The organism is Curtobacterium sp. ZW137 (genome assembly GCF_003762905.1).
Lineage (GTDB): Bacteria > Actinomycetota > Actinomycetes > Actinomycetales > Microbacteriaceae > Curtobacterium.
This window is the reverse complement of record NZ_RJKS01000001.1, coordinates 979,825-1,001,235: the sequence shown is the minus strand read 5'-3', so window position 1 is coordinate 1,001,235 and position 21,411 is coordinate 979,825. Positions and strand designations below refer to the sequence as shown.

At 68.3% G+C, this 21,411-nt stretch carries 25 protein-coding genes and 1 pseudogene; 11 read left to right on the top strand and 15 right to left on the bottom strand.

Features of this window, described 5'->3' with window-relative positions:
- Positions 1 to 12 precede the first annotated feature (12 nt).
- Positions 13 to 1,473 carry an MFS transporter gene (locus EDF55_RS04675; protein ID WP_123653710.1) on the bottom strand — a complete coding sequence of 487 codons (1,461 nt, stop codon included), beginning with the start codon at positions 1,471 to 1,473 and terminating at the stop codon, positions 13 to 15.
- Here EDF55_RS04675 and EDF55_RS04670 point away from each other — a divergent pair.
- Positions 1,472 to 2,179: a TetR/AcrR family transcriptional regulator gene (locus EDF55_RS04670; RefSeq protein WP_123653709.1), complete on the top strand. Its 708-nt coding sequence runs from the start codon at positions 1,472 to 1,474 to the stop codon at positions 2,177 to 2,179. The two genes, EDF55_RS04675 and EDF55_RS04670, sit on opposite strands and share 2 nt — an antisense overlap.
- A 267-nt stretch (positions 2,180 to 2,446) precedes the next feature.
- Here the strand turns inward: EDF55_RS04670 and EDF55_RS04665 are convergent, their stop codons facing one another.
- From EDF55_RS04665 to EDF55_RS04660, 3 genes and pseudogenes are all read right to left on the bottom strand, one after another.
- Positions 2,447 to 2,854, bottom strand: coding sequence for a DUF2510 domain-containing protein (locus EDF55_RS04665; RefSeq protein WP_243698378.1), 408 nt, complete (start codon positions 2,852 to 2,854; stop codon positions 2,447 to 2,449).
- Between the two features lie 63 nt (positions 2,855 to 2,917).
- Positions 2,918 to 3,022, bottom strand: a pseudogene (locus EDF55_RS19210) (DUF2510 domain-containing protein); the annotation flags it as partial.
- Positions 3,023 to 3,256: 234 nt separating this feature from the next.
- Positions 3,257 to 3,781 carry a MarR family winged helix-turn-helix transcriptional regulator gene (locus EDF55_RS04660; protein ID WP_123653707.1) on the bottom strand — a complete coding sequence of 175 codons (525 nt, stop codon included), beginning with the start codon at positions 3,779 to 3,781 and terminating at the stop codon, positions 3,257 to 3,259.
- 106 nt (positions 3,782 to 3,887) lie between these two features.
- Between EDF55_RS04660 and EDF55_RS04655 the strand changes: the two genes are divergently transcribed.
- On the top strand, positions 3,888 to 4,679 hold the full coding sequence (locus EDF55_RS04655; RefSeq protein ID WP_123653706.1) for an SDR family NAD(P)-dependent oxidoreductase: 792 nt from the start codon (positions 3,888 to 3,890) through the stop codon (positions 4,677 to 4,679).
- Between the two features lie 152 nt (positions 4,680 to 4,831).
- Here EDF55_RS04655 and EDF55_RS18680 read toward each other — a convergent pair whose 3' ends face one another.
- The 3 genes from EDF55_RS18680 to EDF55_RS04645 form a co-directional block, all read right to left on the bottom strand.
- Positions 4,832 to 5,008, bottom strand: coding sequence for a hypothetical protein (locus EDF55_RS18680; RefSeq protein WP_185017116.1), 177 nt, complete (start codon positions 5,006 to 5,008; stop codon positions 4,832 to 4,834).
- A 237-nt stretch (positions 5,009 to 5,245) separates the two neighbouring features.
- Positions 5,246 to 6,253 (bottom strand): hypothetical protein, encoded by a 1,008-nt coding sequence (locus EDF55_RS04650; RefSeq protein ID WP_123653705.1) that lies wholly within the window; start codon positions 6,251 to 6,253, stop codon positions 5,246 to 5,248.
- Positions 6,254 to 6,557: 304 nt separating this feature from the next.
- Positions 6,558 to 7,553 (bottom strand): AraC family transcriptional regulator, encoded by a 996-nt coding sequence (locus tag EDF55_RS04645; RefSeq protein WP_123653704.1) that lies wholly within the window; start codon positions 7,551 to 7,553, stop codon positions 6,558 to 6,560.
- A 201-nt stretch (positions 7,554 to 7,754) separates the two neighbouring features.
- Here EDF55_RS04645 and EDF55_RS04640 point away from each other — a divergent pair, with 201 nt between their 5' ends.
- The 3 genes from EDF55_RS04640 (at position 7,755) to EDF55_RS04630 (ending at position 10,278) form a co-directional block, all read left to right on the top strand.
- Positions 7,755 to 8,813 (top strand): GAF domain-containing protein, encoded by a 1,059-nt coding sequence (locus EDF55_RS04640; protein ID WP_123653703.1) that lies wholly within the window; start codon positions 7,755 to 7,757, stop codon positions 8,811 to 8,813.
- 225 nt (positions 8,814 to 9,038) lie between these two features.
- A complete protein-coding gene (locus EDF55_RS04635) occupies positions 9,039 to 9,299 on the top strand; it encodes an anthrone oxygenase family protein (protein WP_123653702.1) in 261 nt (86 codons plus the stop codon).
- 10 nt (positions 9,300 to 9,309) lie between these two features.
- On the top strand, positions 9,310 to 10,278 hold the full coding sequence (locus EDF55_RS04630) for a phosphotransferase (protein WP_123653701.1): 969 nt from the start codon (positions 9,310 to 9,312) through the stop codon (positions 10,276 to 10,278).
- Here EDF55_RS04630 and EDF55_RS18585 read toward each other — a convergent pair.
- Positions 10,267 to 10,608, bottom strand: a complete 342-nt coding sequence (locus EDF55_RS18585) for a hypothetical protein (RefSeq protein WP_123704660.1) — start codon at positions 10,606 to 10,608, stop codon at positions 10,267 to 10,269. The genes EDF55_RS04630 and EDF55_RS18585 overlap by 12 nt on opposite strands.
- Before the next feature lie 97 nt (positions 10,609 to 10,705).
- Between EDF55_RS18585 and EDF55_RS04625 the strand changes: the two genes are divergently transcribed.
- The gene (locus EDF55_RS04625; protein WP_123653700.1) at positions 10,706 to 11,011 is read left to right on the top strand and encodes a hypothetical protein; all 306 of its coding nucleotides are present in this window, start codon (positions 10,706 to 10,708) and stop codon (positions 11,009 to 11,011) included.
- A gap of 124 nt (positions 11,012 to 11,135) precedes the next feature.
- On the opposite strand, the gene EDF55_RS04620 is transcribed toward EDF55_RS04625, so the two are convergent.
- The 3 genes from EDF55_RS04620 to EDF55_RS04610 all read right to left on the bottom strand — a co-directional run bounded on the left by EDF55_RS04620 (position 11,136) and on the right by EDF55_RS04610 (position 13,691).
- Positions 11,136 to 11,561: a hypothetical protein gene (locus EDF55_RS04620; protein WP_123653699.1), complete on the bottom strand. Its 426-nt coding sequence runs from the start codon at positions 11,559 to 11,561 to the stop codon at positions 11,136 to 11,138.
- Between the two features lie 298 nt (positions 11,562 to 11,859).
- A complete protein-coding gene (locus tag EDF55_RS04615; RefSeq protein WP_123653698.1) occupies positions 11,860 to 12,525 on the bottom strand; it encodes a response regulator transcription factor in 666 nt (221 codons plus the stop codon).
- Positions 12,522 to 13,691, bottom strand: coding sequence for a sensor histidine kinase (locus EDF55_RS04610; protein WP_185017114.1), 1,170 nt, complete (start codon positions 13,689 to 13,691; stop codon positions 12,522 to 12,524). The genes EDF55_RS04615 and EDF55_RS04610 overlap by 4 nt, the downstream gene beginning before the upstream one ends.
- 145 nt (positions 13,692 to 13,836) lie before the next feature.
- Here EDF55_RS04610 and EDF55_RS04605 point away from each other — a divergent pair, with 145 nt between their 5' ends.
- Positions 13,837 to 14,406, top strand: a complete 570-nt coding sequence (locus tag EDF55_RS04605; protein ID WP_123653696.1) for a hypothetical protein — start codon at positions 13,837 to 13,839, stop codon at positions 14,404 to 14,406.
- Between the two features lie 220 nt (positions 14,407 to 14,626).
- Complete coding sequence (locus tag EDF55_RS04600; RefSeq protein ID WP_123653695.1) at positions 14,627 to 15,061, top strand: hypothetical protein; 435 nt, start codon at positions 14,627 to 14,629, stop codon at positions 15,059 to 15,061.
- Between the two features lie 313 nt (positions 15,062 to 15,374).
- Here the strand turns inward: EDF55_RS04600 and EDF55_RS04595 are convergent, their stop codons facing one another.
- From EDF55_RS04595 to EDF55_RS04585, 3 genes are all read right to left on the bottom strand, one after another.
- Positions 15,375 to 15,653: a hypothetical protein gene (locus EDF55_RS04595; RefSeq protein ID WP_123653694.1), complete on the bottom strand. Its 279-nt coding sequence runs from the start codon at positions 15,651 to 15,653 to the stop codon at positions 15,375 to 15,377.
- Between the two features lie 162 nt (positions 15,654 to 15,815).
- Complete coding sequence (locus EDF55_RS04590) at positions 15,816 to 17,714, bottom strand: ABC transporter ATP-binding protein (protein WP_123653693.1); 1,899 nt, start codon at positions 17,712 to 17,714, stop codon at positions 15,816 to 15,818.
- A gap of 191 nt (positions 17,715 to 17,905) precedes the next feature.
- The gene (locus EDF55_RS04585) at positions 17,906 to 18,157 is read right to left on the bottom strand and encodes a hypothetical protein (RefSeq protein WP_123653692.1); all 252 of its coding nucleotides are present in this window, start codon (positions 18,155 to 18,157) and stop codon (positions 17,906 to 17,908) included.
- Positions 18,158 to 18,235: 78 nt separating this feature from the next.
- On the opposite strand from EDF55_RS04585, the gene EDF55_RS04580 reads away from it, so the two are divergent.
- The gene (locus EDF55_RS04580; protein WP_123653691.1) at positions 18,236 to 18,646 is read left to right on the top strand and encodes an HTH domain-containing protein; all 411 of its coding nucleotides are present in this window, start codon (positions 18,236 to 18,238) and stop codon (positions 18,644 to 18,646) included.
- 68 nt (positions 18,647 to 18,714) lie between these two features.
- Here EDF55_RS04580 and EDF55_RS04575 read toward each other — a convergent pair whose 3' ends face one another.
- Positions 18,715 to 19,251 carry a hypothetical protein gene (locus EDF55_RS04575; RefSeq protein WP_123653690.1) on the bottom strand — a complete coding sequence of 179 codons (537 nt, stop codon included), beginning with the start codon at positions 19,249 to 19,251 and terminating at the stop codon, positions 18,715 to 18,717.
- A gap of 101 nt (positions 19,252 to 19,352) precedes the next feature.
- Between EDF55_RS04575 and EDF55_RS04570 the strand changes: the two genes are divergently transcribed.
- A complete protein-coding gene (locus tag EDF55_RS04570; RefSeq protein WP_185017112.1) occupies positions 19,353 to 20,516 on the top strand; it encodes an NAD(P)/FAD-dependent oxidoreductase in 1,164 nt (387 codons plus the stop codon).
- The gene (gene sigJ / locus EDF55_RS04565) at positions 20,507 to 21,403 is read left to right on the top strand and encodes an RNA polymerase sigma factor SigJ (protein WP_221180720.1); all 897 of its coding nucleotides are present in this window, start codon (positions 20,507 to 20,509) and stop codon (positions 21,401 to 21,403) included. Before EDF55_RS04570 ends, sigJ begins: the two co-directional genes overlap by 10 nt.
- Positions 21,404 to 21,411 lie beyond the last annotated feature (8 nt).

Genomic DNA, 21,411 nt, shown 5'->3' with positions numbered 1-21,411 from the left:
GGTGCGTGCCTTTCAGCAGGTGTGGGCGTGCGTGGGGATGCGGAGGACGAGCAGCGCGGCACACGCCATGAGTGCGATGACCACGGCGAGGCCGGTGATCATGGAGGCTGTGCTGGTGCTGGCGAGGAACACGGTGCCGAGGATCGAGATGCCGAGCGCCGCGGCGATCTGCTGCAGGGAGGTCATGGCGCCGGCGGCGCTTCCGATCTCGTGACCGTCCGCGGTGCCGAGGATCGTCTGGATGACCGGGCCGAAGAGCAGGCCCTGGCCGAGACCCGTGACGAAGATCCCGACCTCGAACACGCCGACGTTCTGGTCCATCAGCACGGCCGTGGCGATGAGGACGAGGCCGATGACCTCGACGAGGAAGCCGATGTGCAGGCCGTGTCGTCCGACGGATGCTCGGAGGCGCGCGGCGATCGGCGCACCGACAGCGATGCCGATCGCGAGGGGCGCGAGTGCGAGCCCGGTGGCGATGGCGTCCTGGCCCCCGCTCAGCTGCAGGAAGAGCGACAGCAGCAGGTTGAGTCCGCCGGTGCCGGCGAACAGGGCGGCTGCGACGGCGAGCCCCGCAACGAAGGTCGGCTTCCCGAACAGGCTCGGCTCGAGGATCGGAGCGCTGCTGCCCCGGATCTGGCGGACCAGCGCCCATCCGGCGGGGACCGCGAGTGCGAGGAGCACGAACGACCACCAGGGCCAGCCGGACTCGCGTCCCTGGATCAGCGGGAAGACGAGGAGCGCCGCTGACACGGCGACGAGCGCCGCCCCAGCAACGTCGATGCGTGTACCGGGTCGACCGTCGTCGCGCGGGAGACACCGGACCGCGGCGATGAGGACGAAGAGTCCGATCGGGACGTTGATCAGGAAGATGGCACGCCATCCGCTCCCGCCGATGTCCCAACCGATGAGCGCTCCGGCGAGGATGGGCCCACCCACCCCGGCGATCGCGTTGATCGGGCCGAAGAGGGAGAACGCCCGGCCCTGTTCGCGCTGGTCGCGGAACAGGGCTCCGACGATGCCGTACCCCTGCGGGATCAGTAGTGCGCCGAACGCGCCCTGGAGCCCCCTCGCAGCGAGCAGGATGCCGATGGACGGTGCGAACGCGCAGGCGAGTGATGCGACCACGAAGCCGGCCGCGCCGACGAGGAAGACCCTGCGGCGGCCGAGGCGGTCACCGAGTCGCCCGCCCAGGATCAACAGGATGCCGAACGGGAGCGTGTACGCCGCGGTCAGCCACTGCAGGACGGCGTCTCCTCCGTGCATTGCTTCCTGCACCGAGGGAGCAGCGACGACCATCACGGTCGAGTCCAAGAGATCCATCGCGGTTGCGCAGAGGACAGCTGCCAGAGCGACCCACCTGTGATTGTTGTGGTGTTCCAAGTTGACTCCTAAGCGAACAGCGTTCGGGGCGAACACTGTTCGTGACGAACACTGTACGCCTCGAACGTCGTTCGCCGCGTACGCTGGTCGCATGACGCCCGACACTCATCGGTCCGACTCGGCCCGGACGCGCCCTGCCAAACCACCGCTGAGCCGCGAGGCAATCGTCCGGACCGCGCTGCTGCTCATCGACGAGTCCGGGATTGACGCCGTGTCGATGCGGAAGGTCGCGACGCGCCTCGACACGGCAGCAGCGTCGCTCTACGTCTACGTCGCCGACCGCAAGGACCTGCTCGAGGCCGCCTACGACCTCGCGCTGGCCGACGTGCCGGTCGGACACGGGGGGCCCGCGGACTGGCGAGCCGAATTGGAGGGCCTCGTCACGGATCAGATCCACGTGCTCGCGACCCACGACGACATCGCTCTCGTCGCCCTGGTCGAGGCGCAGGTCGGCCCGAACGCCCTCGCCATCACTGAACGTGTCCTCGCCCTCCTCCGGAGGGGAGGTTTGGCTGAAGGGTCACTCCTGGCAGCCGCGGACCTCCTCGACCAGTACACGGCGTCGACCGCGGTCGAGCGAGCCAGCTGGGCACGCCGAGTTCGAGCGGAAGCGGAGCGTGCCGATGTGTCTGACGCGTCGATGCAGGCCGCTCGAAACCGCCTCGGGCGGGTGTACGACGCGCTTCCGGAGACCGAGTTCCCGGAGATCCGCGCGTTGCGAGCGCAACTCGACGAGTCCGACCCGGACGACCGTCACCGGTGGAAGCTCGGGGCGATCATCACCGGCATCACGAGCTGAGGCCTGATGCGAGTCGCGCAGGTCAGGCTTCATCGGAAGGACCGGACAGCTCCACATCCCATCGCCCGCAGCTGTCGCAGAAGACGATGAACAGGGATCAGCCGCGATCATCGGGGGGCTGGTGGCAGTGTTCGCCAGCGTGGGTGTGATCGTCGCATGGGCGACGGGGTTCAGCAGCTTGTAGCGATCGACCAGGAGTCGCTGAGCGACCGAGCATCGGACACGGCTCTGACGTGTGCGCGTTCTCTCCGTCGTGCGCTGCCGCTGCTACGGGAGCATCTGGTGGAACAGTGCTACCGATCGGGTGATGCCGAGGACCACGCCGATGACGAACACCGCGAGGTAGACCCACAACGGCCACATTGCCCGTCCCGGGGCGACTCTGCGCACCACGACGTACCGGCCGATGACGTAGACGATCGGCGACAGGAATGCCCACGGCCACGAGAACGGGCGAACCACGCCGCGGCGTTTCAGCACCCGGTGGTCGAAGAGCGCCAGCAGTACGTTCGCGGCGTAGAGGAGCACGCTCACGCCCTGCACGATGGCGTACCCGGCGGTGTAGATCGACGTCGGGTCGATGGTCCGGATGTGTGATGGGCCGATGAACTCGTACCGGAAGTGCGGCTGGTAGACGAGCAGCAGCGGCGCCGTGACGAGGGGGAGCAACGCCATGAGCCACACGAAGACCGTGTCGGTTCGCGTGGTGTCGGGAATCGGCGGGCGAGGCACCTGCGACGTCGGCGGTCCGACATGCTGTGTCCACTGCGCCCCATCCCACCAGCGGGTCCCGCGGGGGCCGGACGGGTCCGGGTACCAGCCTGGCGGCGGGGCATACGACATCGGCAGCTCCTCGAACGTGAACAATGATCGTTACAGCGTTCGACGCTAGACCGGCCCTGACCCGACCACAAGCGCCCGAGCGTTCCAGGCCGCGCGGTGAGGCCCTGGCTCGTCTCAGCGGTGCTGGGAAGAGGTCCTTCTCAGCTGTGTGCGGTTGTGAGACCGCGACGAGCTCCAGCCCCGATGAACACTCGGCTTTCCGCGCCTGATCGCGGGGCGAACGATCTCAAGCACTCATCGACCTTCTTCGAGCACGTCGCGTGATGCGTTCTCAGTGTCGCCCGCCTGCGGGGGGTGCCACGTCGGCGCGGCGTCCACCGCGCCCGCGACACCCCGCGCGATGGCGCCGAGCTGGCGCGCCTGCGCCGTACTGATCGTGTCGAAGACCAACCGTCGGACGAGTGCCTGGTGCGCCGGCGTCGATTCCACGACCTTCTCGTGTCCGTCGTCGGTCAGCACTGCGAGCGTGAACCGGCCGTCCGTCGGGTCGACGACACGGCGCACCCACCCCTTCCGTTCGAGTCTCGTGACAGCTCGGGACAGTCGGGAGAGTGTCGAACTCGCGTACCCGGCGAGGGTGCTCATCCGCAGAGTCCGATCAGGAGCGGTGTCGAGGGCGGTGAGTACCCCGTGTTCGAAGTGGGTGAGCCCGCTGTCCCGCTGCAGTTGCGCGTCGAGAGCGGCTGGGAGTCGCTCGAGCAACGTCGCCACGGCCGCCCATGTCTCGAGTTGCTCGCCACTGAGCTCGGGCTGCGCCATTCCCACAGCGTAGGGGAAATGACTTGCCCAGGCAACTCATTCGCTCTACGGTACTTGCTCAGGCAAGTCATCGCGTCGTCCGGCGCGGGACGATCGAGGAGGAACCGTGGACCTGCAGCTCCAGGGCAAGACAGCGTTCATCAGTGGATCGACGCAGGGCATCGGCTACGCGATCGCATCAGCTCTCGCCGCCGAAGGCGCGCGGGTGATCGTGAACGGCCGGGATCGCGTCCGCGTCGACGACGCCGTCGAGCGCCTGCGGCGAGAGCACCCGGGCACCGACCCCTCCGGGATCGCGGCCGACTTCGCCGATCCCGACGAGGTCGCGCGACTGCTCGAGGCACTCGACCACGTGGACGTCCTGGTGAACAACGTCGGACTGTTCGGCCTCGCCGACTTCGACTCGATCGCCGACGAGGACTGGGAACGGTACTTCGCGGTCAACGTGATGAGCGGTGTGCGGTTGTCACGACACCTGCTCAACGGGATGTTTGAACGGGGCTGGGGTCGCATCGTGTTCATCGGCAGCGAGTCCGGCGTCAACGTGCCGGTCGACATGATCCACTACGGCATGACGAAAGCGGCCATGATCGCCCTCGGTAACGGCCTCGCCAAACGGACACGTGGCACGGCCGTCACGGTCAACACCGTGCTCGGCGGGCCCACGTACTCGGACGGTGTCGCGTCCACGGTCGAGGCGATCGCGGCGACCCGGTCGCTCCCCGTCGAGACGGTGCAGCGGGCGATCATCAGCGAGAACCGGACTCTGCTCCTCGAACGCTTCATCGCACCGGCCGAGATCGCAGCCCTCGTGACGTACCTCGCGAGCCCGATGGCTTCCGCGACGAACGGTGCGGCCGTCCGGGCCGACGGTGGTGTGCTCACGGGTCTTCTGTAGCCGCGGCAGCAGGAGACGCGCTCGCCGGCGGACATGGAAGCCGGTGCGAAGGCGAAGGTGCAACGGGAGCAGGAGCAGTTCCGTGACCACGACATGGCCCAGGGCGCGAACACGACAGCGGCGGGGACAGCCCGGTGTGCGGAGAGCCTCGACTACGCCAGGATCTCGAGGAATCCGAGTACCGCGAGGACCACGCCGCCGATGCACCCAGCGACCCCGATGACCGTGGCGATCTGAGCGAACGCGCGAGCAGCTCCTTCGGCGTGGAACCGGTCTTGTGCCGCGGACGCCAGGAGCGTCGCTCCGAATGCCACCGGGAGGGAGGCCATCCACGTGAGGCTGAGGAGGTGACTGGCAGCCGTGACTTCCGGAGCTCGGGCTCGGAGTACGCCTCGGCCATCCGCCGGGAACGCAGCGTCGATTCGAGCGAAGTGCATGGACGCGATCGCACAGACCAGAGCGCACGCGGCCACGAGGACGACCGTGACGGTAGGCAGGACCCATACGGCCACTCGCTCGCGCGTCATGTCCTTCACGCCGTCAGCCTGCCAGACCCGCCGGGCAGATCATCGCGAGGTGATGGGCTTCGGCTCCCACGCTGGGTCCCCTGTCGGGTGTTCCTCGACGTACCGCCGCGCGCGGCGGATGCGCATGGTCATCCACGGGAGCGCCCACGCGAGGAACCCCGCCATGAGCACGAGGAAGACGGTGGAGAACGTGATCAGGTCGCCGCGCAGGATCCCGCTGGCGAGCTGGAACGCGATCGAGACGTAGAAGAGCGTGATGTACGCCGTGTTGAACTGCAACACGAGCTGCACGACCTGCGCGTACCGCACCGCGCTCGGCTGCTCGGCCTCGTCGATCGGGATGTCCTTGCCGCGGAGCACCACCTTCGCGTACCGACGCAGCCGGTCCACGTCGCGCCCGCCGGCATCGCGGAGCAACCGGCTGAAGGGGAGGGCGACGACGATCGACGCGAACGCCGTGGCGAGGAACGTGAGCTGCCCCGCCAGCAGAGCCGCGATCAGCGCATCGTGGGGAGGGTTGTGCACGAGGATGTCGAGCACGGCGACACCGACCGCCGAGACGATCGCGGCGATGACGAACGTGATGCCGATGACGACGACCTTGCGCCGGATGACGTCCGGACCGGGGAGGACCTGGTCATGGAGCGCGACCATCGGTGGTTCCAGACGGCGGAGCCGGCTCCCGATCGGACGCGCGACGACGAACAGCACCGCGGCCCCGCCGACGAGCACCACCGGCACCCACACCGGCGCCCGGGCGGACACGCTCGTAACCACGACGACGACCGCTGCGACGACGTCGACGGCGAGCACGACGAGGGAGACGCGCTGCAGGTACCGGCTGCGGCCGGACGGCGTCTGATCGTCGAAGTACGCGGCCCAGGAGCCGATGACCAGCGGCCCGAACACGAGGAACGGTGACGCGGCGGCGGCGGCGATGAGCAGTGCGTCGGGGGCTTCCCGCAGGTACAGCGCGGTGAGCAATCCTGCACCGAGAGTGAGCGCGGTCGTCACGATGATCGTCACCAGGAAGGCCAGGACTCGCATGTGTGCTCCTCGGATCGCGTCGACGCGGTGTCCACGCTGCTCCCGATCATGGCCGACTCGTACCGCGTCGGAACGAACCATGCGGTTCCCCGCAGGAGCCGTGGCGGTGCTCCTCACGATCAGCGATCCGCGCGCGCGGCGCGTGTCCGCGTCCGGCGCGCGGTCCGGTGACCAACTGCTGACGGGAGGCTCGTGGGGGCGCCGCCACGAGCCTCCAGTCCGGACAGCCATCCAGTGACGTCATCGTCGCCATCGAGCGGTGGGGGACGTCGTGGGTCGGCCCGCGCATCTGCGCCAGGCCGACTCAGGGACGTCCTGTGCGTCGCAGGGTCGCGGAGGGAAGCTCGCCGAAGCGTTCGGCGTACGTGCTGGCGAACCGGCTCACGTGGAGGAAGCCCCAGCGGGCGGCGATCTCGGACACGGTGATGCTGCCGGGGCTGGCAGTGATGAGATCCTCGCGTGCCCGCTCCAACCGGAGCCGTCGCAAGTAGGCCATCGGTGTGGTGTCGAGTGTCCGTCGGAAGCTCTCCTGGAGGCTGCGGACGCTCGTCGACACGGCGGACGCGAGCTCCCCGACCGTCCATGGCCGCACCGGGTCGTCGCGAAGGAGATCGACGGCGCGCGAGACCGATCGGGCCCCGGACCCCCCTCTCGGCATGTCGAGCGCCGTCGAGTAGTTGTGCGGCTGCCCGAGCAGCAGGCTGTGGAGGAACACCTGCTCGAGGCTGCGCACGGCGAGTGGATGTGAGAGAGGGCCTGACGTCCGCCGAGCGCCCTCGTCGACGATCCGGACGGCCTGCATCACGGCCTGGCCGCCGTCGGTGGTGAGGTCGAACTCGGTGTCGAACTCCAGCGGTGTCGAGGTCGGTGCGTCCAGCAAGAGCTCCAGCTCGGTCTGCAGGTCGCGGTGCGGGATCATGATGGCGACCTGCGCGAACCAGTCGGTGCAGTCCAGCTCCACCGATCGGCCCGGCATGAAGACCCCAGCGGTCTGCGCGGTCCCCCGGAACCGCGTCCCCCGGGCAGCACGCATGGTCATCTGCGACCGAACGGGGATGTCGAGGTGGTAGTCGACGGGTTCCGCGGTGTGCATCCGGACAGCCTCACGGAAGCGCATGTAGCCGAACGTGATGCGACCAGCGGTGAGCGCGTTCAGGTGCATGCGCAGGCCCGGACCTGGGGCAGACGGGGAGATCTGTACCGGGAGGAACACCTCACTGAGCACGGCGGCGGCCTCGTCCACGGTCGTGCTGGCGGCGACCCGGTGCGAGGCGAACATCTCCATTGCAGCCCCGGTCATGGCGCGACTCTACCGGCCGCGTTCACGTCCAACGAGCACGAACCCGCGCAGATCGACGGTGACGCCGCGCGCAACGGATGGCGCGTGGTCACGGGTTTGTCTACGGTCGGTCCAACGAGTTCGCCGCGGTCAACCACCCGATGTGCTCTCGGAAGAACCAGAGACGTGCAGGATCAGCTGCCTCAGACAGGGAGGTTGGAGATGACCATGCTGGGAGCCCCGCAACTGCCCGACCGGTCGCTCACGCCACGCGTCGTGACCGCGTCGGCGAGCGGCCCGGACTCGGACCGGATCCTCGTGTTCGGTGATGCGGTCTTCGCGCCCGATGAGCCGCTCCACAGCGCCGCGCGGACGATGGCGGAGACCTTGGCTGCGCGGTCCGGACGTGGTGCCGACGTCACCGCGGTGCCGTGGTCGAGCTGGTCCGGCCAGTCGCTGGTCTCGGCCGGGAGCGGGATCCACGTCGCCAACTACGACGTGGTGGTGGTCTGCCTGTCCGGCAGCGTGGTCCACAGCCGCACGACGAACAGCGCGGTCGTCAGCGCCGTCGAGGAAGCGCTCGTCCTGGTCGATCAGCTCCGACCGCAGCTGCTGCCCACCACGGAGATCGTGCTCACACTCGCGCACAAGGAGGGCCAGACCGCGCTCGTGACCGCATTGCAGCAGGCACGACAAGACCTGATCGTGCTCGGCGTGGACACCGACGTGACCACGTCCGTCCCTTCGCTGTTCCTCGAGGTCACGCACCTGCTGCTCGAGCAGCAACGTGCCCGCGCCGGGAGCCCCCAATGGCTCCGCTCGACGCCGCAGCCGGTCCAGCACCGGTACGACGCCATCCGTCGCATGGGCATCGTCGATGCCCCGGCCGACGCCGCCCTCGACCGGATGGTGCAGGACATGACAGAGCTCTTCCACACCAGAGGGGCAGCGATCACGTTCCTTCCAGCAGGACGGCAGTGGTCCGCTGCGAGTCTGTGGTTCCCGCGTGGGACCGGAGCGCTGCAAGACTCCTTCTGCCGTTCGACCGTGCTGCGCTCAGGACCGACGGTCATCGGGGACGCATGGGACAGGAACCGTCCGCAGGTCGCGCGGCGGGGACGGATCCGCTTCTACGCGGGACATCCGTTGGAGGACCTGGACGGGACCCGCGTCGGAGCGGTCTGCGTGTTCGACCCTTCTCCACGCGGCGAGGACGCCGTGGAGCTCGACCTCCTGCGCGACTTCGCCGTGCTGGCACGCAACGCCCTGTACCGCCGCTGAGAACTCCACCAGTTTCGGGACTGGTGGAACGCCCCGCGCCGGACGGAGCGGGGCGGAACGACGGACGGGAGGGACGGGGTCGGGTACCCCCGCCCCTCCCGTCCGCACCGATCGAGTGACGACCAGAATTCATCGTGGGCGGTAGCGTGCGCTCGTGCGGGCCGTCGAGGGCGTGTGCGTTCAGCGGAGCGATGACGACGGGTGGGGCGCGCTCCGAGACTGTTGGTGCAGTCCCTGAAGGTCGTCGTACCGATCCTGATCGTCCCGACCGTCCTGGCATCCGTCGCCGTTCTCGCGGTGACCGGAGCGGACGGCGGGTTCGGGTGGCGCATCGCCGCCATGGGGATGCTGGTGGTGTTCCTCCTTGCCTCGTTCCTCGGAACCGTCCCGATCAACATCCGTGTCAACGACTGGGACCCGACACACCCGCCGGCGGACTGGAAGCGGGTCGTGGTGCGATGGGAGCGGATCGACGTGCTCAGGTGACGGGGGATCGATGAAGATCGAGCTGTTGTGGGAACAGGGCGACCCGAACGAGGTGCTGCGGACCCGGTTCGGCTTCGCGGGCGCCGAATCAGCGCGCGATTGGGTCACGGCGGCGGTGGCGCGTCGATGGGGCGTCCATGTCGAGTCCCCTGACCGCGTCGTGATGAGCGGTGGCAACGCCCTCGCGTGGGTGCGCAGCGGCGACGAACTTCTCCTGGTCAAGTGGTCGGTCGCGCCCGAGCGGTTCGAACGGCTCGCATTCGCCGCCCACCTGACCGCATGGCTCGGAGCGCAGGGGTTGCCGGTGTCCGCACCGCTGCCGACCCTCGCGGGTGCGGTCCAGGTGAGGAACGGCGGCACGTCGATGGGCCTGCAACGCGTCATCGAGGGGGACCACCTCGATGTCGGCGACGCCGATCAGGTCGCGGCCGCAGGGGCGACGCTTGCTCGGCTGCACGACGCGCTCCGTTCTTGCCCGCTGCACGACTCGGACCACGAGGTCCTGGCTCCGCCGTCACCGCTCCGTCAGCAGGTCTCCGACTGGCTCGCCTCCGAACCGTCGACGTCGTCCCCGCACGCTCGCGACGTCGTGGAGCGCATGCTCGAACGAGCACCGGAGGGTCTTCCGCCCATGCAGATCGTGCACGGCGACTACCGTGCTTCGAACATCTTGCGTGCAGGCAGCGAGGTCGTCGGCGTGCTCGACTTCGAGGAGCTTCGACTCGACCATCGAGTCGGCGAGATCGCGCGCTCGGCGGTCTTGCTCGGCACGCTCTTCCGGGACTGGGGGCCCGTGTCGGCGTCCGTGCGACAGCAGTTCCTGGACGGCTACCAGGCAGTCCAGCCCCTCACGGACGAGGAGCTTCGCTGGTGGCCGGTCCTCGTGCTCTGGTACTCCCTGGCGTTCGTCCCTTCGGACGATGACCCCAACGGGTGGGGCCGAGCAGCGGTCGAGCAGCTCGGGCACTCAACGAGGTAGCTGGTGGCTGGTGAGGGCTTCGTGGATGAGGCGGATGTCCTTCGCGCCCTGTCCCCAGTCGGAGAACGAGAGTCGCAGCGACGGGGCGGTCCGCACCTCGATGCTCGTGCCGCCGTCCTCCTGAGCGTCGAGCTCAACGGTGATCAAGTCCCCCCAGGTCCTCCAGCTCGGTGACGACATCAGCACCACGCGTCGCGCTGTCACGTACCGAACGCGCATGCCCCGGATGTCCTCGGCAGCGGCAACCAGCCGGTCCTTCACGGTGTCGGGAGCAAGCGGCAGGGAGAACCGGGCGCTGGAGCGCGACCACCGAGTGTGGATCTCGAGCATGGATCCATTCAAGCCGCTCCGCTGCAGGTCGAGTGAGGTCGGCTGGTGCCCTGGCAGCCACGTCCGGGAAATGACCGGTTCGAGCTACCATCCCGTCGTGGCTGCAACAGGTCTCCTCGTGGCGAGCGTCGCGATCTTGGTGGGTACAGTCGCGCTCTTCGGATGGCGTGTGCGGAACCCGGCCTGGGTACGCGACGCGCAGCTCACCCAGAACGCCAGCCCCGTGATCAGCCTGCTGATGCTCGTGTTCGGCGTACTCGTGGTCGCGGTCGTCCTCGCCCTCGGGATCTTCTGGGTCGCGACCGAGCACGGCGTCGTCGGGTGGGTGATGGTCTGCGTTGCTGCGACTGGACTCGTTCACGTCTGGGTGAACGTCTGGATCCGACGACGACCACTGCTGTGAGCACCTCCCGCACAGCAACGCCAGGCTCGTGGTGGCGGTCCGCATCGGTAGTGCTCGTGAGCCGGGGGTTGATGAACACCCGCCGCGACCCGCGTGGCTGCTGACCGTCCTCCTTCACACGCGGTCAGTCGGGAGAACGGGCTGCTCGAGTTCGGCGTCGGCGGGCAGCGATGGCCATGGCGAGAAGCACTCCACCACCGACCGCGAGCAGGACTCCACCGACGACGGCACCGGGGACCGCATTGCCCCGTTGGGCGTCATCGATCGAGAATCCGGCGGCACCGAGAAGCAATCCGAGTCCGGCGAACAGGAGGACGGAGAGCCCCGCGGCGACCCAGTGGCCACGTGTCGCCCGGGCGCCTGCCCGTCCGCGACTCTTCCACGCAGCGCCGAAGGTGGACCCGTATCCGGCGATGACCAGGGTCGCGACCGGGAACGCCGTGCCGAGGGCAACCAGTGCCATCCCGCTCACCAGGAAGCCCATAAGCCAGGGAACCCACCACCGTGCGCCGACCACGTGCTTCGCGCCGTCGTCCGGGATCGATTCCACACGGGGAGCGTATTGCGTGGGCGCCGGCAGGACGACTTTCATCTCGCGGCAACGTCCGCGCTGATGGTTGTCGTCAGTACGGTCGCGTCCGGCTCGTAGCGCCCCGGCCCCAGAACGCCGCGCGTCACCTCGTTGACACGATCAAGTGATCAGACGACAGCCCAAGTCGGGGTGCCTGTCAAACCACGTGAGCGCGTCCGGTAGTCGATCCTTCACCGGGCGGTGAGTCTCTTTCGATGTCTCTGGCCGCCATCGGGCGACTCAATTCCGTCACCGACACTGGCGCCCTGAGCGCGCTTCAGCGAACAGGACGAACCCCCGCGCTGAACGCGAACGCCACGAGCTGTGCGCGGTCGCGCGCGCCGACTTTGGCCATCGCTCGGTTGGCGTGTGTCTTGACGGTGTACGGCGACAAGAAGAGCGTGTGCGCGATGGTGTTGACATCGGATCCAGCTGCGATCGCGCGCGTCACGTCGAGTTCTCGTGGCGTGAGAGTGGCGAACCGCTCGACGAGTTGCTCGTCGATGGGGTGATCGGGTTCATTTGCGACGCGCCCGATCAGTGCTGCTGCGGCCGCGGCGGACAGCGCGCCACCACCACCGAGGACTTCCTCGATCGCCGCCACGAGTTCGCGAGGTCCGGCGGACTTGCTGAGGTATCCGTTCGCTCCGGCGCGAAGCGCGGCCAGTACCGTCTCGTCGTGCTCGAAGGTGGTGAGCACGACGATCTTCAGCTCATCGCCATTCCACCGTTGACGAAGCCGCCGGGTCGTCTCGACACCGTCGATCCCCGGCATGCGGATGTCCATCAGCACGACGTCGACGGGGCTGGCTTCCATGGCTTGGATGGCCGCGAGGCCGTCCCCTGCTTCCACTGCCACGTCGAAGCTCTCATAGGTGGAGAGGATCGCGCGGAGCCCGAACCGGATCATGTCCTGGTCGTCAACGAGTGCGATCTTGATCATGTGGGGAGTCCATCCGTTGTGGGAAGTTCGACTGAGACCACGAACACGACGCTGTTCCCGTCGATCGTCACGGTGCCGCCAGCCTGGGAGATTCGTTCGCGCAAACCGATCAGTCCCAGTCCGCTGCCGCTTTGCCGTCGATCGTCGTGTGGCGCGTTCCGGACCTCGAGGTGCACGCGTCCCGGGCTGGACCAGCACGACACCGTCGCCGATCCTCGGCCGTACCTGTGCGCGTTCGTGAGGGTCTCTTGCAGGACTCGGTAGAGGGTCACTCCGACGGAACCGCTCACCTCGGCGTCGACGTCGACACGGAGGTCAGCGTCGACTCGGAGACCGATTTGTCGGTACGACTCGATGAGATCCGGGATGAGCGTCAATCCGGGAGTCGGGGCTGAACCCGGGTGGTCTTCCGCGGTCCTCAGCAGCTCCAAGATGCGCTGTGTCTCGTTCAGGACGTTGCGGATGCCTGTCCGAGCGTTGCGCAGCGCCTCTCGTGCTTGGGTTGCGTCCTCAGGAAGCACGACTTCGGCGACGCCGATGTTCATGCTGACCACGGCGACTTCATGTCCGACGACATCGTGGAGGTCCCGCGCGATTCTGAGCCGCTCTTCCGCGACACGTCGCTGCGCTTCGACTTCGCGAGTCGCGACAGCGTCCTCGGCGCGCTGCTCCAACGCAAATCGGTACTGCGTTTGCGATCGGAGGCCGAACGCGATGCCGGCACCAGCACCGATCGAGATGACCACGCCGATGGTGGTCGCAATCGGGTCTCCCAGTTCTCGGCTCGAGAGAGTTCCGATGACCACCGGGATCGCTGTCGACACCGCCATCAGAATCGGTCGCCCTCTTCGCAGAGTCACCGCGAAGAGAAGGAACACGGCGCAACTCCACTCCACCAGCGGTTCCCAACCGAACACGCCCGCGGTGAGAGCCGCGCACGATGCGATGAGCAGACCGATGTGCGGAAAGCGCAGGCTCATCACGGAGCCGACTGCGAGGAGCACCACGGCGAGTGCGCCGCCGAGCGGTACGGGACGTTCCGAGCCGACGCGGATCGCTTCGGCGATGATCGCCGCCGAAATCGCTCCACCGGTGACGAGGTAGAGCGTGCGCCCGCCGCGCATCCACGAACGCGGGGGCACGTTGGAGCGTTCGAGTGGAGTCACCCTCCCATTCTTCTCCTGAGCCGTGCCCGCACGTACTGCGATCGCAGTAGGTGCGGTTACCGCGGAGAGACGATGAGCGGGCGCAGGACGACGGCGAACATCGATGTAGGCCAAGTCGGCCGACCAACGAGCAGAAGGACATCCCATGAGCACCGAAACTCCCCTCGCCGGCACCTACGTCCCGTACGAGTACACCCGTGTCAGCGTTCCGAAGAACAAGGTGACCCTCTACCGCGACACGTACCGCAACTTCGGATGGGAAGGCGGCACCGCTGAGCGCCCCCGCCCGGGTAGTGCCACTACCGAGATCGAGTTCAAGCGCAACCGCGACATCCGCAACCGTGACGAGGTCATCGATCTGCAGCGCAAGGCGCAGGGAGCGCTCGAGACCATCACCGGTCTGGAACGGTCCCGAACGATGGTCGCATCAGTACTCGCGTACTTGATCGGCATCGTGGGAGCGGCATTCCTCGGGCTGTCCGTCTTCGCGACGCAGAGCGACGTGAACGTGCCCGCCATCGTCGAGAACGCTGCCGGGATGCCCGCAGTCATCTCGGGCGCGATCGGCATCGTGCTGTGGGTTGTCGCGCCACTGGTGTACCTCGGCGCCCGTGCCTGGCGCTCCGCGCGGGTGCAGCCTCAGATCGACCGTCAGTTCGCGGTCGTTGATGGTGCCTGCGAACAGGCGAGCCAGCGCCTCCGCCGGGTTGCGTGACATCCAGGCAGACGGCTTCTCTTCACGACGACGATCAGCAGATCGCAGCGGAGGCAGCGGGCAAGTGCCGCGGTGAGGGAAAGGGTGGGGGTTGTATTGGAACCCTCGCCCGTCTCCTCGCGCTGATCCCTGACGCGAGATGGTCCACCGCGTCGGAGGAACACAACTGCCGCGACAAACCGAATCCAGAACGCCGGCGCGCTCCGCTTGTGGGAGGCAGATGGACCTCCGGAACGGAGGCGGGACTCGGGGGGACCTGATCGTCGTCTTCCATGACGCGGAGATCGGTGATCACCGTGATTTGTTCCACCTCGCACGAGCGGTGTGCGATTCCATCGCGTTCGTCGACTACCAAGGTCGTGCGTCGCGCGAGGTCACCGAGGGAATGCCGCCGCTGGACCTCTTACATCTCGCGGCAGCGTTCGCTCTGATCGTCTTCGTCAGTACGGTCGCGTCCACCTTGTGGCGCCCCGGCCGGTACGGGGATGGGCAGAACGCGGTGCGGTCACGTCGTTCACCGAATCAAAGTAACCAAATAGACCGTCAAGACCCTTTCGCGCGCGAAACCGTCGCACTCGCCTGCAAGCAACGGCGCCTCGCAGAAGGCAAGACCAGGAGAGCGGTGAAGTGCGTGCTCAAGCGCTACATCGCCTGACGATCTTCCGCCACCGCACCGTCGCCATGCCCGTCCGGGGCTTGCTGCGAAGGTCTCAGCTCGGTCGCAGGAACACCGAGACAAGCAGCACAGCGATACCGATCCACACCAGTCCGATCGCAGGGCCCTTGAGGAGGTCCGGTTGGTGACGACCCTCCTCGTCACCGCCACGACTGACCGTGTGCAGCAAGTCAGAAAAGACACCCGGCCGGATGAACAACAGGATCCCGGCTGCGATCGCTGCTGGGCCGAGGATGAGACCTGGTATCCACATGGTCACTCCTTGTCGCGTGAATCAGGCCTCACGAGACGGCTAGTGCGCATTGCCCTGGGCGCCGTCGACATCTCTTCCGGCCTGGCGACGCCGCCTGCGAGCGAGCTGTTGGCGGAGCTTGTGGATGAAGGTTGCTTCGAGGAACCCGACCAAGGCGAGCGCTGCGATGGCGAAGAGCACGTTCGCCGGGGCCTGAGCCTGCGTGAAAACGATGATGGGCAAGCCGATGACGAGTGCGGCACACACGATGACGTTGATCCACGCGCCGACGAGGCCGCCCGGAGCGTCGGGCACTCCATCCATCCATCGGTCCGCCATACGGCGGACGCTACTCCCTTGACCCCGCACAACTGGACTGCCGCCGCGTTGAGCGCGGACATCATCAACAGAGCTCGAAGTTGTACCCGTCGAGTACGGCTGCGCAGAACGGTGCTACCGCTACGGGGTCCTCGCAGTCCACCACGACGCCACTGACTCGGCTCATGGCGCGAGCGCGTCCTCGTCCGCCGCGACGTTCTTCTGGACCGCGAACTGGGTGCGGTGCAGTTCTTCGTACCGCCCACCCATGGCCAGCAGTTCCTCGTGCGTCCCGCGCTCCACGATCGAGCCGTCCTCGACGACGAGGATCTGGTCCGCACTGCGGATGGTGGAGAGACGGTGCGCGATCACCATCGCCGTCCGTCCCTCGAGCGCCTCGCTGAGCGCCGCCTGCACCGCGGCCTCCGACGTCGAGTCGAGCGCCGCCGTCGCTTCGTCGAGGATGACGACCCGCGGCTGGGCGAGGAGGAGCCGCGCGATGGTCATCCGCTGACGCTCACCGCCGGACAACCGGTAGCCACGCTCACCGACCATCGTGTCCAACTGGTCCGGCAAGGACCGGATGAGGGATTCGAGCCTCGCGCGGCGGACGGCGTCCCACACCTCGTCGTCGGTCGCCTCGGGCCTTGCGAGGCGCAGGTTCGACCGGATGGTCTCGTGGAACAGGTGGCCGTCCTGCGTCACCATGCCCATGGTGTGCCGCATGGAGGCGAAGGTCACGTCGCGGACATCAGCCCCGGCCAGGCGGACGGCACCGCTGTCGACGTCGTACAGGCGCGAGAGGAGCTGCGCGATGGTGGACTTGCCGGCACCGGACGTGCCGACCAGGGCGACGGTCTGCCCCGGCTCGATGCGGAAGGACACGCCGTGCAGCACCTCGTCACCGCCGCGGGTGTCGAGGGTGGAGACCTCCTCCAAGGAGGCGAGGGACACCTTGTCCGCGGCGGGGTAGGCGAAGCGGACGTCGTCGAACTCGACGGACACCGGTCCGTCGGGGACGGCGTCGGCGTCGGGCTTCTCCTGGATGAGCGGCTCGAGGTCCAGCACCTCGAAGACGCGCTCGAAGCTGACCACGGCGCTCATGATCTCCACGCGAGCGTTGGCGAGGCTGGTCAGCGGCGCGTAGAGGCGGGTGAGGAGGAGCGCGAGGGTGACCACGTCACCCGTGTTCAGCTGCCCGCCGAGTGCGAGCGCCCCGCCGACCCCGTACACGAGCGCGAGGGCGAGGGCGGACACCAGGGTGAGGGCAGTGACGAAGACGAACTGCAGCAGGGCGCTCCGCACCCCGATGTCGCGAACGCGGGCGGCGCGGACCCGGAACTCCTCGGCCTCTTCGTCGGGACGGCCGAACAGCTTGACGAGCGTCGCGCCGGGCGCCGAGAAGCGCTCGGTCATCTGCGTGCTCATCGCGGCGTTGTGATCGGCGGCCTCGCGGCGCAGCGCTGCGAGACGGGTGCCCATGCGGCGTGCCGGGATCAGGAAGATCGGGAGCATCACCACCGCGAGGACCGTCACGAGCCAGGACGTGCTGAGCATGACGACCAGGGTGAGGATCAGCGCCACGACGTTCGTGACCACTCCCGACAGGGTGCCGCTGAAGGCCTGCTGCGCGCCGATCACGTCGTTGTTGAGGCGGCTCACCAGGGCGCCCGTGCGAGTGCGGGTGAAGAACGCGATCGGCATCTTCTGCACGTGGTTGAACACGGCGGTGCGGAGGTCCAGGATGACGCCCTCGCCGATCCGTGCGGAGTACCAGCGGGTCAGCAGCGACGAGGCAGCATCCGCCACGGCGACGAGGGCGATGACGACGGCGAGCCAGACGATCGTGCCGACCGCGCCGCGCGCCGCGATGACGTCGACCACCTGACCGGCGAGCACCGGCGTCGCGACCGCGAGGAACGCCCCGACGACCGAGAGCGCGATGAAGAGCACGAGCTTGGCCCGGTAGGGCACGGCGAACGTCATGATCCGCCGCACCGACTCACGGGAGAAGCCGTGCTTGCCGTCCTTGGCGGTCGAGATCTTGTAGAGCGAGCTCCAGGCTGCGCCTTCCATGCTCATTGCAGTTCCTTCCATGGGCAACGCCGACTGCGACGTCGTGCGCCCGAGCTCGGGATCCTCCCCAGTGGGGGCGAGCAGGCAGTCAGGATACGGCTCAGGACAGGATCGTGAGGAGCCGGTTGCCGAGCGCGTCCACGTTCATCCCGAAGGTGCTTGGGAAGTAGGCGCTTCCGCGACTGCCGACTTGTCGCTCAGCGGGTCGCGGACTCCCCGTCGTCGTTCTGGGTGCGCTGCAGTTCCTGTCGACGGGCGTAGGAGATCGAGCCGATCTGGACGGCGGCGAGGATCGACCAGACGATCGCCATGGACCTGTGGAATCCGGACGGATCGACGACGGCAAGGACGATCCAGACCACGGCAAGGGCGACCCACACCCACGCGAGCCACGGGAGTGGCTTGCCGACGAGTCGTTCGAGGAGGCTGCGCCGCGTCGTCTCGCTCATGTGCGCGATGCTAGCTGGCGAAGACAGGGTCTGAACGCGATCATCGCGCGCTGCGCGCGCTCATGAAAGGCAGAGTGCATGACCGAGAAGCAGGATGTTGCGCACGAGCTCCGGCACATCGTCGAGGTCGATGGGGTGCCTTACGACACGATCGGAGCGATCACCGGCACGACGCCAGAGAAGTTGCGGTCGTACGTCGAGACATCCCCCAACGGATTCGCTGACCCTGCCGACGGCGGCCTCAGCCCCGATGAAGGGGCGCGCGTGTCCGTTCTCGTCGCGCACCTCTCGGCCGTCAAGGAGATCCCCGACGCAGAACGCGTCGAGGGCATGTTGGCAGTTCTGACGCAGACCTTCGGGTTCCCGTCGATGCGCTGGCGTCCGTCATCGGCGTCGAAGCCGCCGTGCTGGACGACCTCGCAACGACTTTCGACGACCTGCCCGCGACAGTCCGGACAGCGGTCGCGTTGCGCTTGTCCTCCCTCGTGAACGCGATCAACCTGGCATCCCCGACGAGTTGATTCGACGACGACCGTGCGCCCAGGCGGGAGTCGGTCTCAGCGCACACCCCGGGGCGGTGGGTTCACGTCGTCATCGGGGCGCACGCTCCGTCGCACTGCTCGGCGGAACCGGGCGAGCACGGTGGCGCCGCCGAGCCCGACGACGACGCCGAGCGCCATCCCGCCGGTCGACCCGGCTCCGTAGTTCGACCACGGCAGTCCGAGCGCCCACTGTGCCGCGGGGCCGATCACGAGCAGTGCGCCGGCAGGACCGGCGACGACGCTCAAGGTCCGCGCGCCGCTCCAGTCGGGGTGCAGGAGCACGACGATGCCGGCCAACGCCGCGACCGCCAGGGCACCGTAGATCCACGACGCGCCGGACATCCGCCAGCCGTCGTGTGCGAACCAGTCCTGGACTCCGCGGACGGTTCGCGCCCAGGCGTGCTGTCCCGAACCGCCGTGCCTCGACGAGATCACGGGCAGCGGCCACCCGATGACGGCGAGGACACCGGCGACCGCACTCACCACTCCGAGGACCACCATCCAGAACCGTGGCCCGACGACGGGCTCGATGTCGAAGTCCGGGATGTTCACGCGGCGGACACTACCCCTCCGCTCGCATTCTCCCGCCGCGGTCACAGACCGACGTCGACCGGTGTCCCATGCCCGGAACCGTTTTCGGAAGGGGAACGAACATGTCGGAACACGTCGTGGTGATCGGTGGAGGGTACGCGGGTGTCATGGCCGCGAACCGGGTGGCGGGGAGCGGTGGCAGCGGCGCGGTCGTGACGACCCTCGTGACGGCGGAGGAGGCGTTCGTCGAGCGGATCCGTCTGCACGAGTTCGCGGCCGGGTCGTCGGCGACGGCCACGGTCACGTTCGCGTCGGTGCTCCACCCAGCCGTGCGGCTGCGTGTCTCCCGCGTCGACCTGATCGATGCGGGGGAGCGGGTCCTCACCCTCTCGGACGGCAGCCTGCTCCCGTACGACCACCTCGTCCTCGCGGCGGGGAGCAGCGGGCGCATCCCTGCTGGTGACGGTGTCCACTCGCTCGCGGACCTGCAGTCCGCAGCGCGGCTCCGCGCCGCTCTGGCGGATCTCCCGTCGGGCGCGGCCGTCGCGGTGGTCGGCGGTGGCCTGACCGGTCTGGAGGCTGTCAGCGAGATCGCGGAACGGCATCCGTCCCTGACGGTGCGGCTCCACACCGCGGGCGCGATCGCGCCGAGTGTCTCGGCCGCGAGCCGGGCCCGGCTCCGACGTCGCCTCGTCCGCCTCGGGATCGAGCTGCGCGAGGGACTGACCGTCCCTGCCGGGAGCGACCTGCGTGCGGAGCTCGACGCCGAGCTCGTGGTGTGGTGCGCGGGGTTCGCCGCGCCGGCGCTCGCCGGGGACAGCGGCCTCCCCACCGCTCCGGACGGACGCCTCCGGGTCGGCCCGACGCTTGCGGTCGTCGGCGGTGACGGGCGCGTCTTCGGAGCGGGTGACGCGGCGGTCATCGACGACCCGCGGTACGGCTACCAACGGATGAGCTGTGCTTCGGCCCTCCCGATGGGCGCCCACGCGGCCGACAACGTCCTGCGACGGATCGCCGGCGAGGCGCTGCGCCCGCTCTCGTCGGGCTTCGTCGCGCAGTGTCTCAGCCTCGGGCGGCGCGACGCGCTCGTCCAAGGCGTCACTTCCGACGACCGACCTCGCCGGGTGGCGCTTTCGGGTCGTGCCGCCGGCGTCGTGAAGGAGATGATCTGCCGTCAGACACTCCGGTGGCTGCGCGGGGAGGCCCGGCGGGGCGGCTCCTATTCTTGGCCCAGCGGCCCGGTCTCGACGGCGCCGATGGCGATGGAGGAAGCCGCGTGGAACTGACTCGGGCGGATGTGTTCCAGCAGCATCGCGGACTCGTCTTCACCATCGCGTACGACATCACCGGGTCGGTGGCCGACGCCGAGGACGTGACGCAGGAGACGTACCTGCGATGGCAGTCGGCCGACGCCGACGTGGCGGACGGCCGTGCGTACCTCGCCACGATCGCCGCGAACCAGGCCCGGAACTCCCTGCGCACGAGTGCGCGTCGCCGGGAGGACTACATCGGCCCGTGGCTCCCGGAGCCCCTCATCACCGGTGCGTCCCGGGACGACGCTCCCGACGACCCGGAACGGATGGCGCTGCAGGCCGACGCGGTGTCGACCGCGCTCCTCGTCATGCTGCAGCGCCTCAGCGACGACGAACGGATCGGCTTCCTGCTGAAGGAGGTGTTCGACTTCCCGTACCCGATGATCGCCGCGGTGTTGCGTCGGAGCGAACCAGCCACCCGGCAGCTCGTGCACCGTGCACGGGGTCGGGTGCAGAACCGCCCTCCACGGAACGAGGTCAGCGCCGCCGAGCACCGACGGGTGGTCGACCAGTTCCTCCGAGCCGCGAGCACCGGCGACGTCGAGACGCTGCTCGGCACGCTCGCCCCGGACGTCGTGCTGGTGTCCGACGGTGGCGGCAACGCCACGTCCGCGCTCCGCCCCGTCGTCGGCGCGGAGAAGACGGCGCGGTTCGTCCTCGGGCTCGCCGAGAAGCACGGATCGACCTCCGTGGCGGTCCCCACGGAGCTCAACGGCCTCGACGCCGTCCTCTTCGCCGAGCACGCCGCGATCACGACGACGTTCCAGTTCGACGTCGCCGACGGGCTGCTCCAAGCGATCTACGTCGTCCGGAACCCGGTCAAGCTCCGACACCTGCAAGCACCACCGCGCGAGGACTAGGGCTTCTC

What these genes read in the sequence shown, in the direction of transcription:
- EDF55_RS04645 (WP_123653704.1), bottom strand. Translation starts at nt 7,553, where the DNA reads ATGACCGGGGCTGCAATGGAGATGTTCGCCTCGCACCGGGTCGCCGCC.
- EDF55_RS04595 (WP_123653694.1), bottom strand. Translation starts at nt 15,653, where the DNA reads ATGGCGGACCGATGGATGGATGGAGTGCCCGACGCTCCGGGCGGCCTC.
- EDF55_RS18585 (WP_123704660.1), bottom strand. Translation starts at nt 10,608, where the DNA reads ATGCTCGAGATCCACACTCGGTGGTCGCGCTCCAGCGCCCGGTTCTCC.
- EDF55_RS04590 (WP_123653693.1), bottom strand. Translation starts at nt 17,714, where the DNA reads ATGAGCATGGAAGGCGCAGCCTGGAGCTCGCTCTACAAGATCTCGACC.
- EDF55_RS04605 (WP_123653696.1), top strand. Translation starts at nt 13,837, where the DNA reads ATGAGCACCGAAACTCCCCTCGCCGGCACCTACGTCCCGTACGAGTAC.
- EDF55_RS04580 (WP_123653691.1), top strand. Translation starts at nt 18,236, where the DNA reads ATGACCGAGAAGCAGGATGTTGCGCACGAGCTCCGGCACATCGTCGAG.
- EDF55_RS04675 (WP_123653710.1), bottom strand. Translation starts at nt 1,473, where the DNA reads ATGCGACCAGCGTACGCGGCGAACGACGTTCGAGGCGTACAGTGTTCG.
- EDF55_RS04660 (WP_123653707.1), bottom strand. Translation starts at nt 3,781, where the DNA reads ATGGCGCAGCCCGAGCTCAGTGGCGAGCAACTCGAGACATGGGCGGCC.
- EDF55_RS04630 (WP_123653701.1), top strand. Translation starts at nt 9,310, where the DNA reads ATGAAGATCGAGCTGTTGTGGGAACAGGGCGACCCGAACGAGGTGCTG.
- EDF55_RS04615 (WP_123653698.1), bottom strand. Translation starts at nt 12,525, where the DNA reads ATGATCAAGATCGCACTCGTTGACGACCAGGACATGATCCGGTTCGGG.
- EDF55_RS04650 (WP_123653705.1), bottom strand. Translation starts at nt 6,253, where the DNA reads ATGCGAGTCCTGGCCTTCCTGGTGACGATCATCGTGACGACCGCGCTC.
- EDF55_RS04640 (WP_123653703.1), top strand. Translation starts at nt 7,755, where the DNA reads ATGACCATGCTGGGAGCCCCGCAACTGCCCGACCGGTCGCTCACGCCA.
- EDF55_RS04570 (WP_185017112.1), top strand. Translation starts at nt 19,353, where the DNA reads ATGTCGGAACACGTCGTGGTGATCGGTGGAGGGTACGCGGGTGTCATG.
- EDF55_RS18680 (WP_185017116.1), bottom strand. Translation starts at nt 5,008, where the DNA reads ATGGCCTCCCTCCCGGTGGCATTCGGAGCGACGCTCCTGGCGTCCGCG.
- EDF55_RS04670 (WP_123653709.1), top strand. Translation starts at nt 1,472, where the DNA reads ATGACGCCCGACACTCATCGGTCCGACTCGGCCCGGACGCGCCCTGCC.
- EDF55_RS04665 (WP_243698378.1), bottom strand. Translation starts at nt 2,854, where the DNA reads ATGGCGTTGCTCCCCCTCGTCACGGCGCCGCTGCTGCTCGTCTACCAG.
- EDF55_RS04585 (WP_123653692.1), bottom strand. Translation starts at nt 18,157, where the DNA reads ATGAGCGAGACGACGCGGCGCAGCCTCCTCGAACGACTCGTCGGCAAG.
- EDF55_RS04600 (WP_123653695.1), top strand. Translation starts at nt 14,627, where the DNA reads ATGGACCTCCGGAACGGAGGCGGGACTCGGGGGGACCTGATCGTCGTC.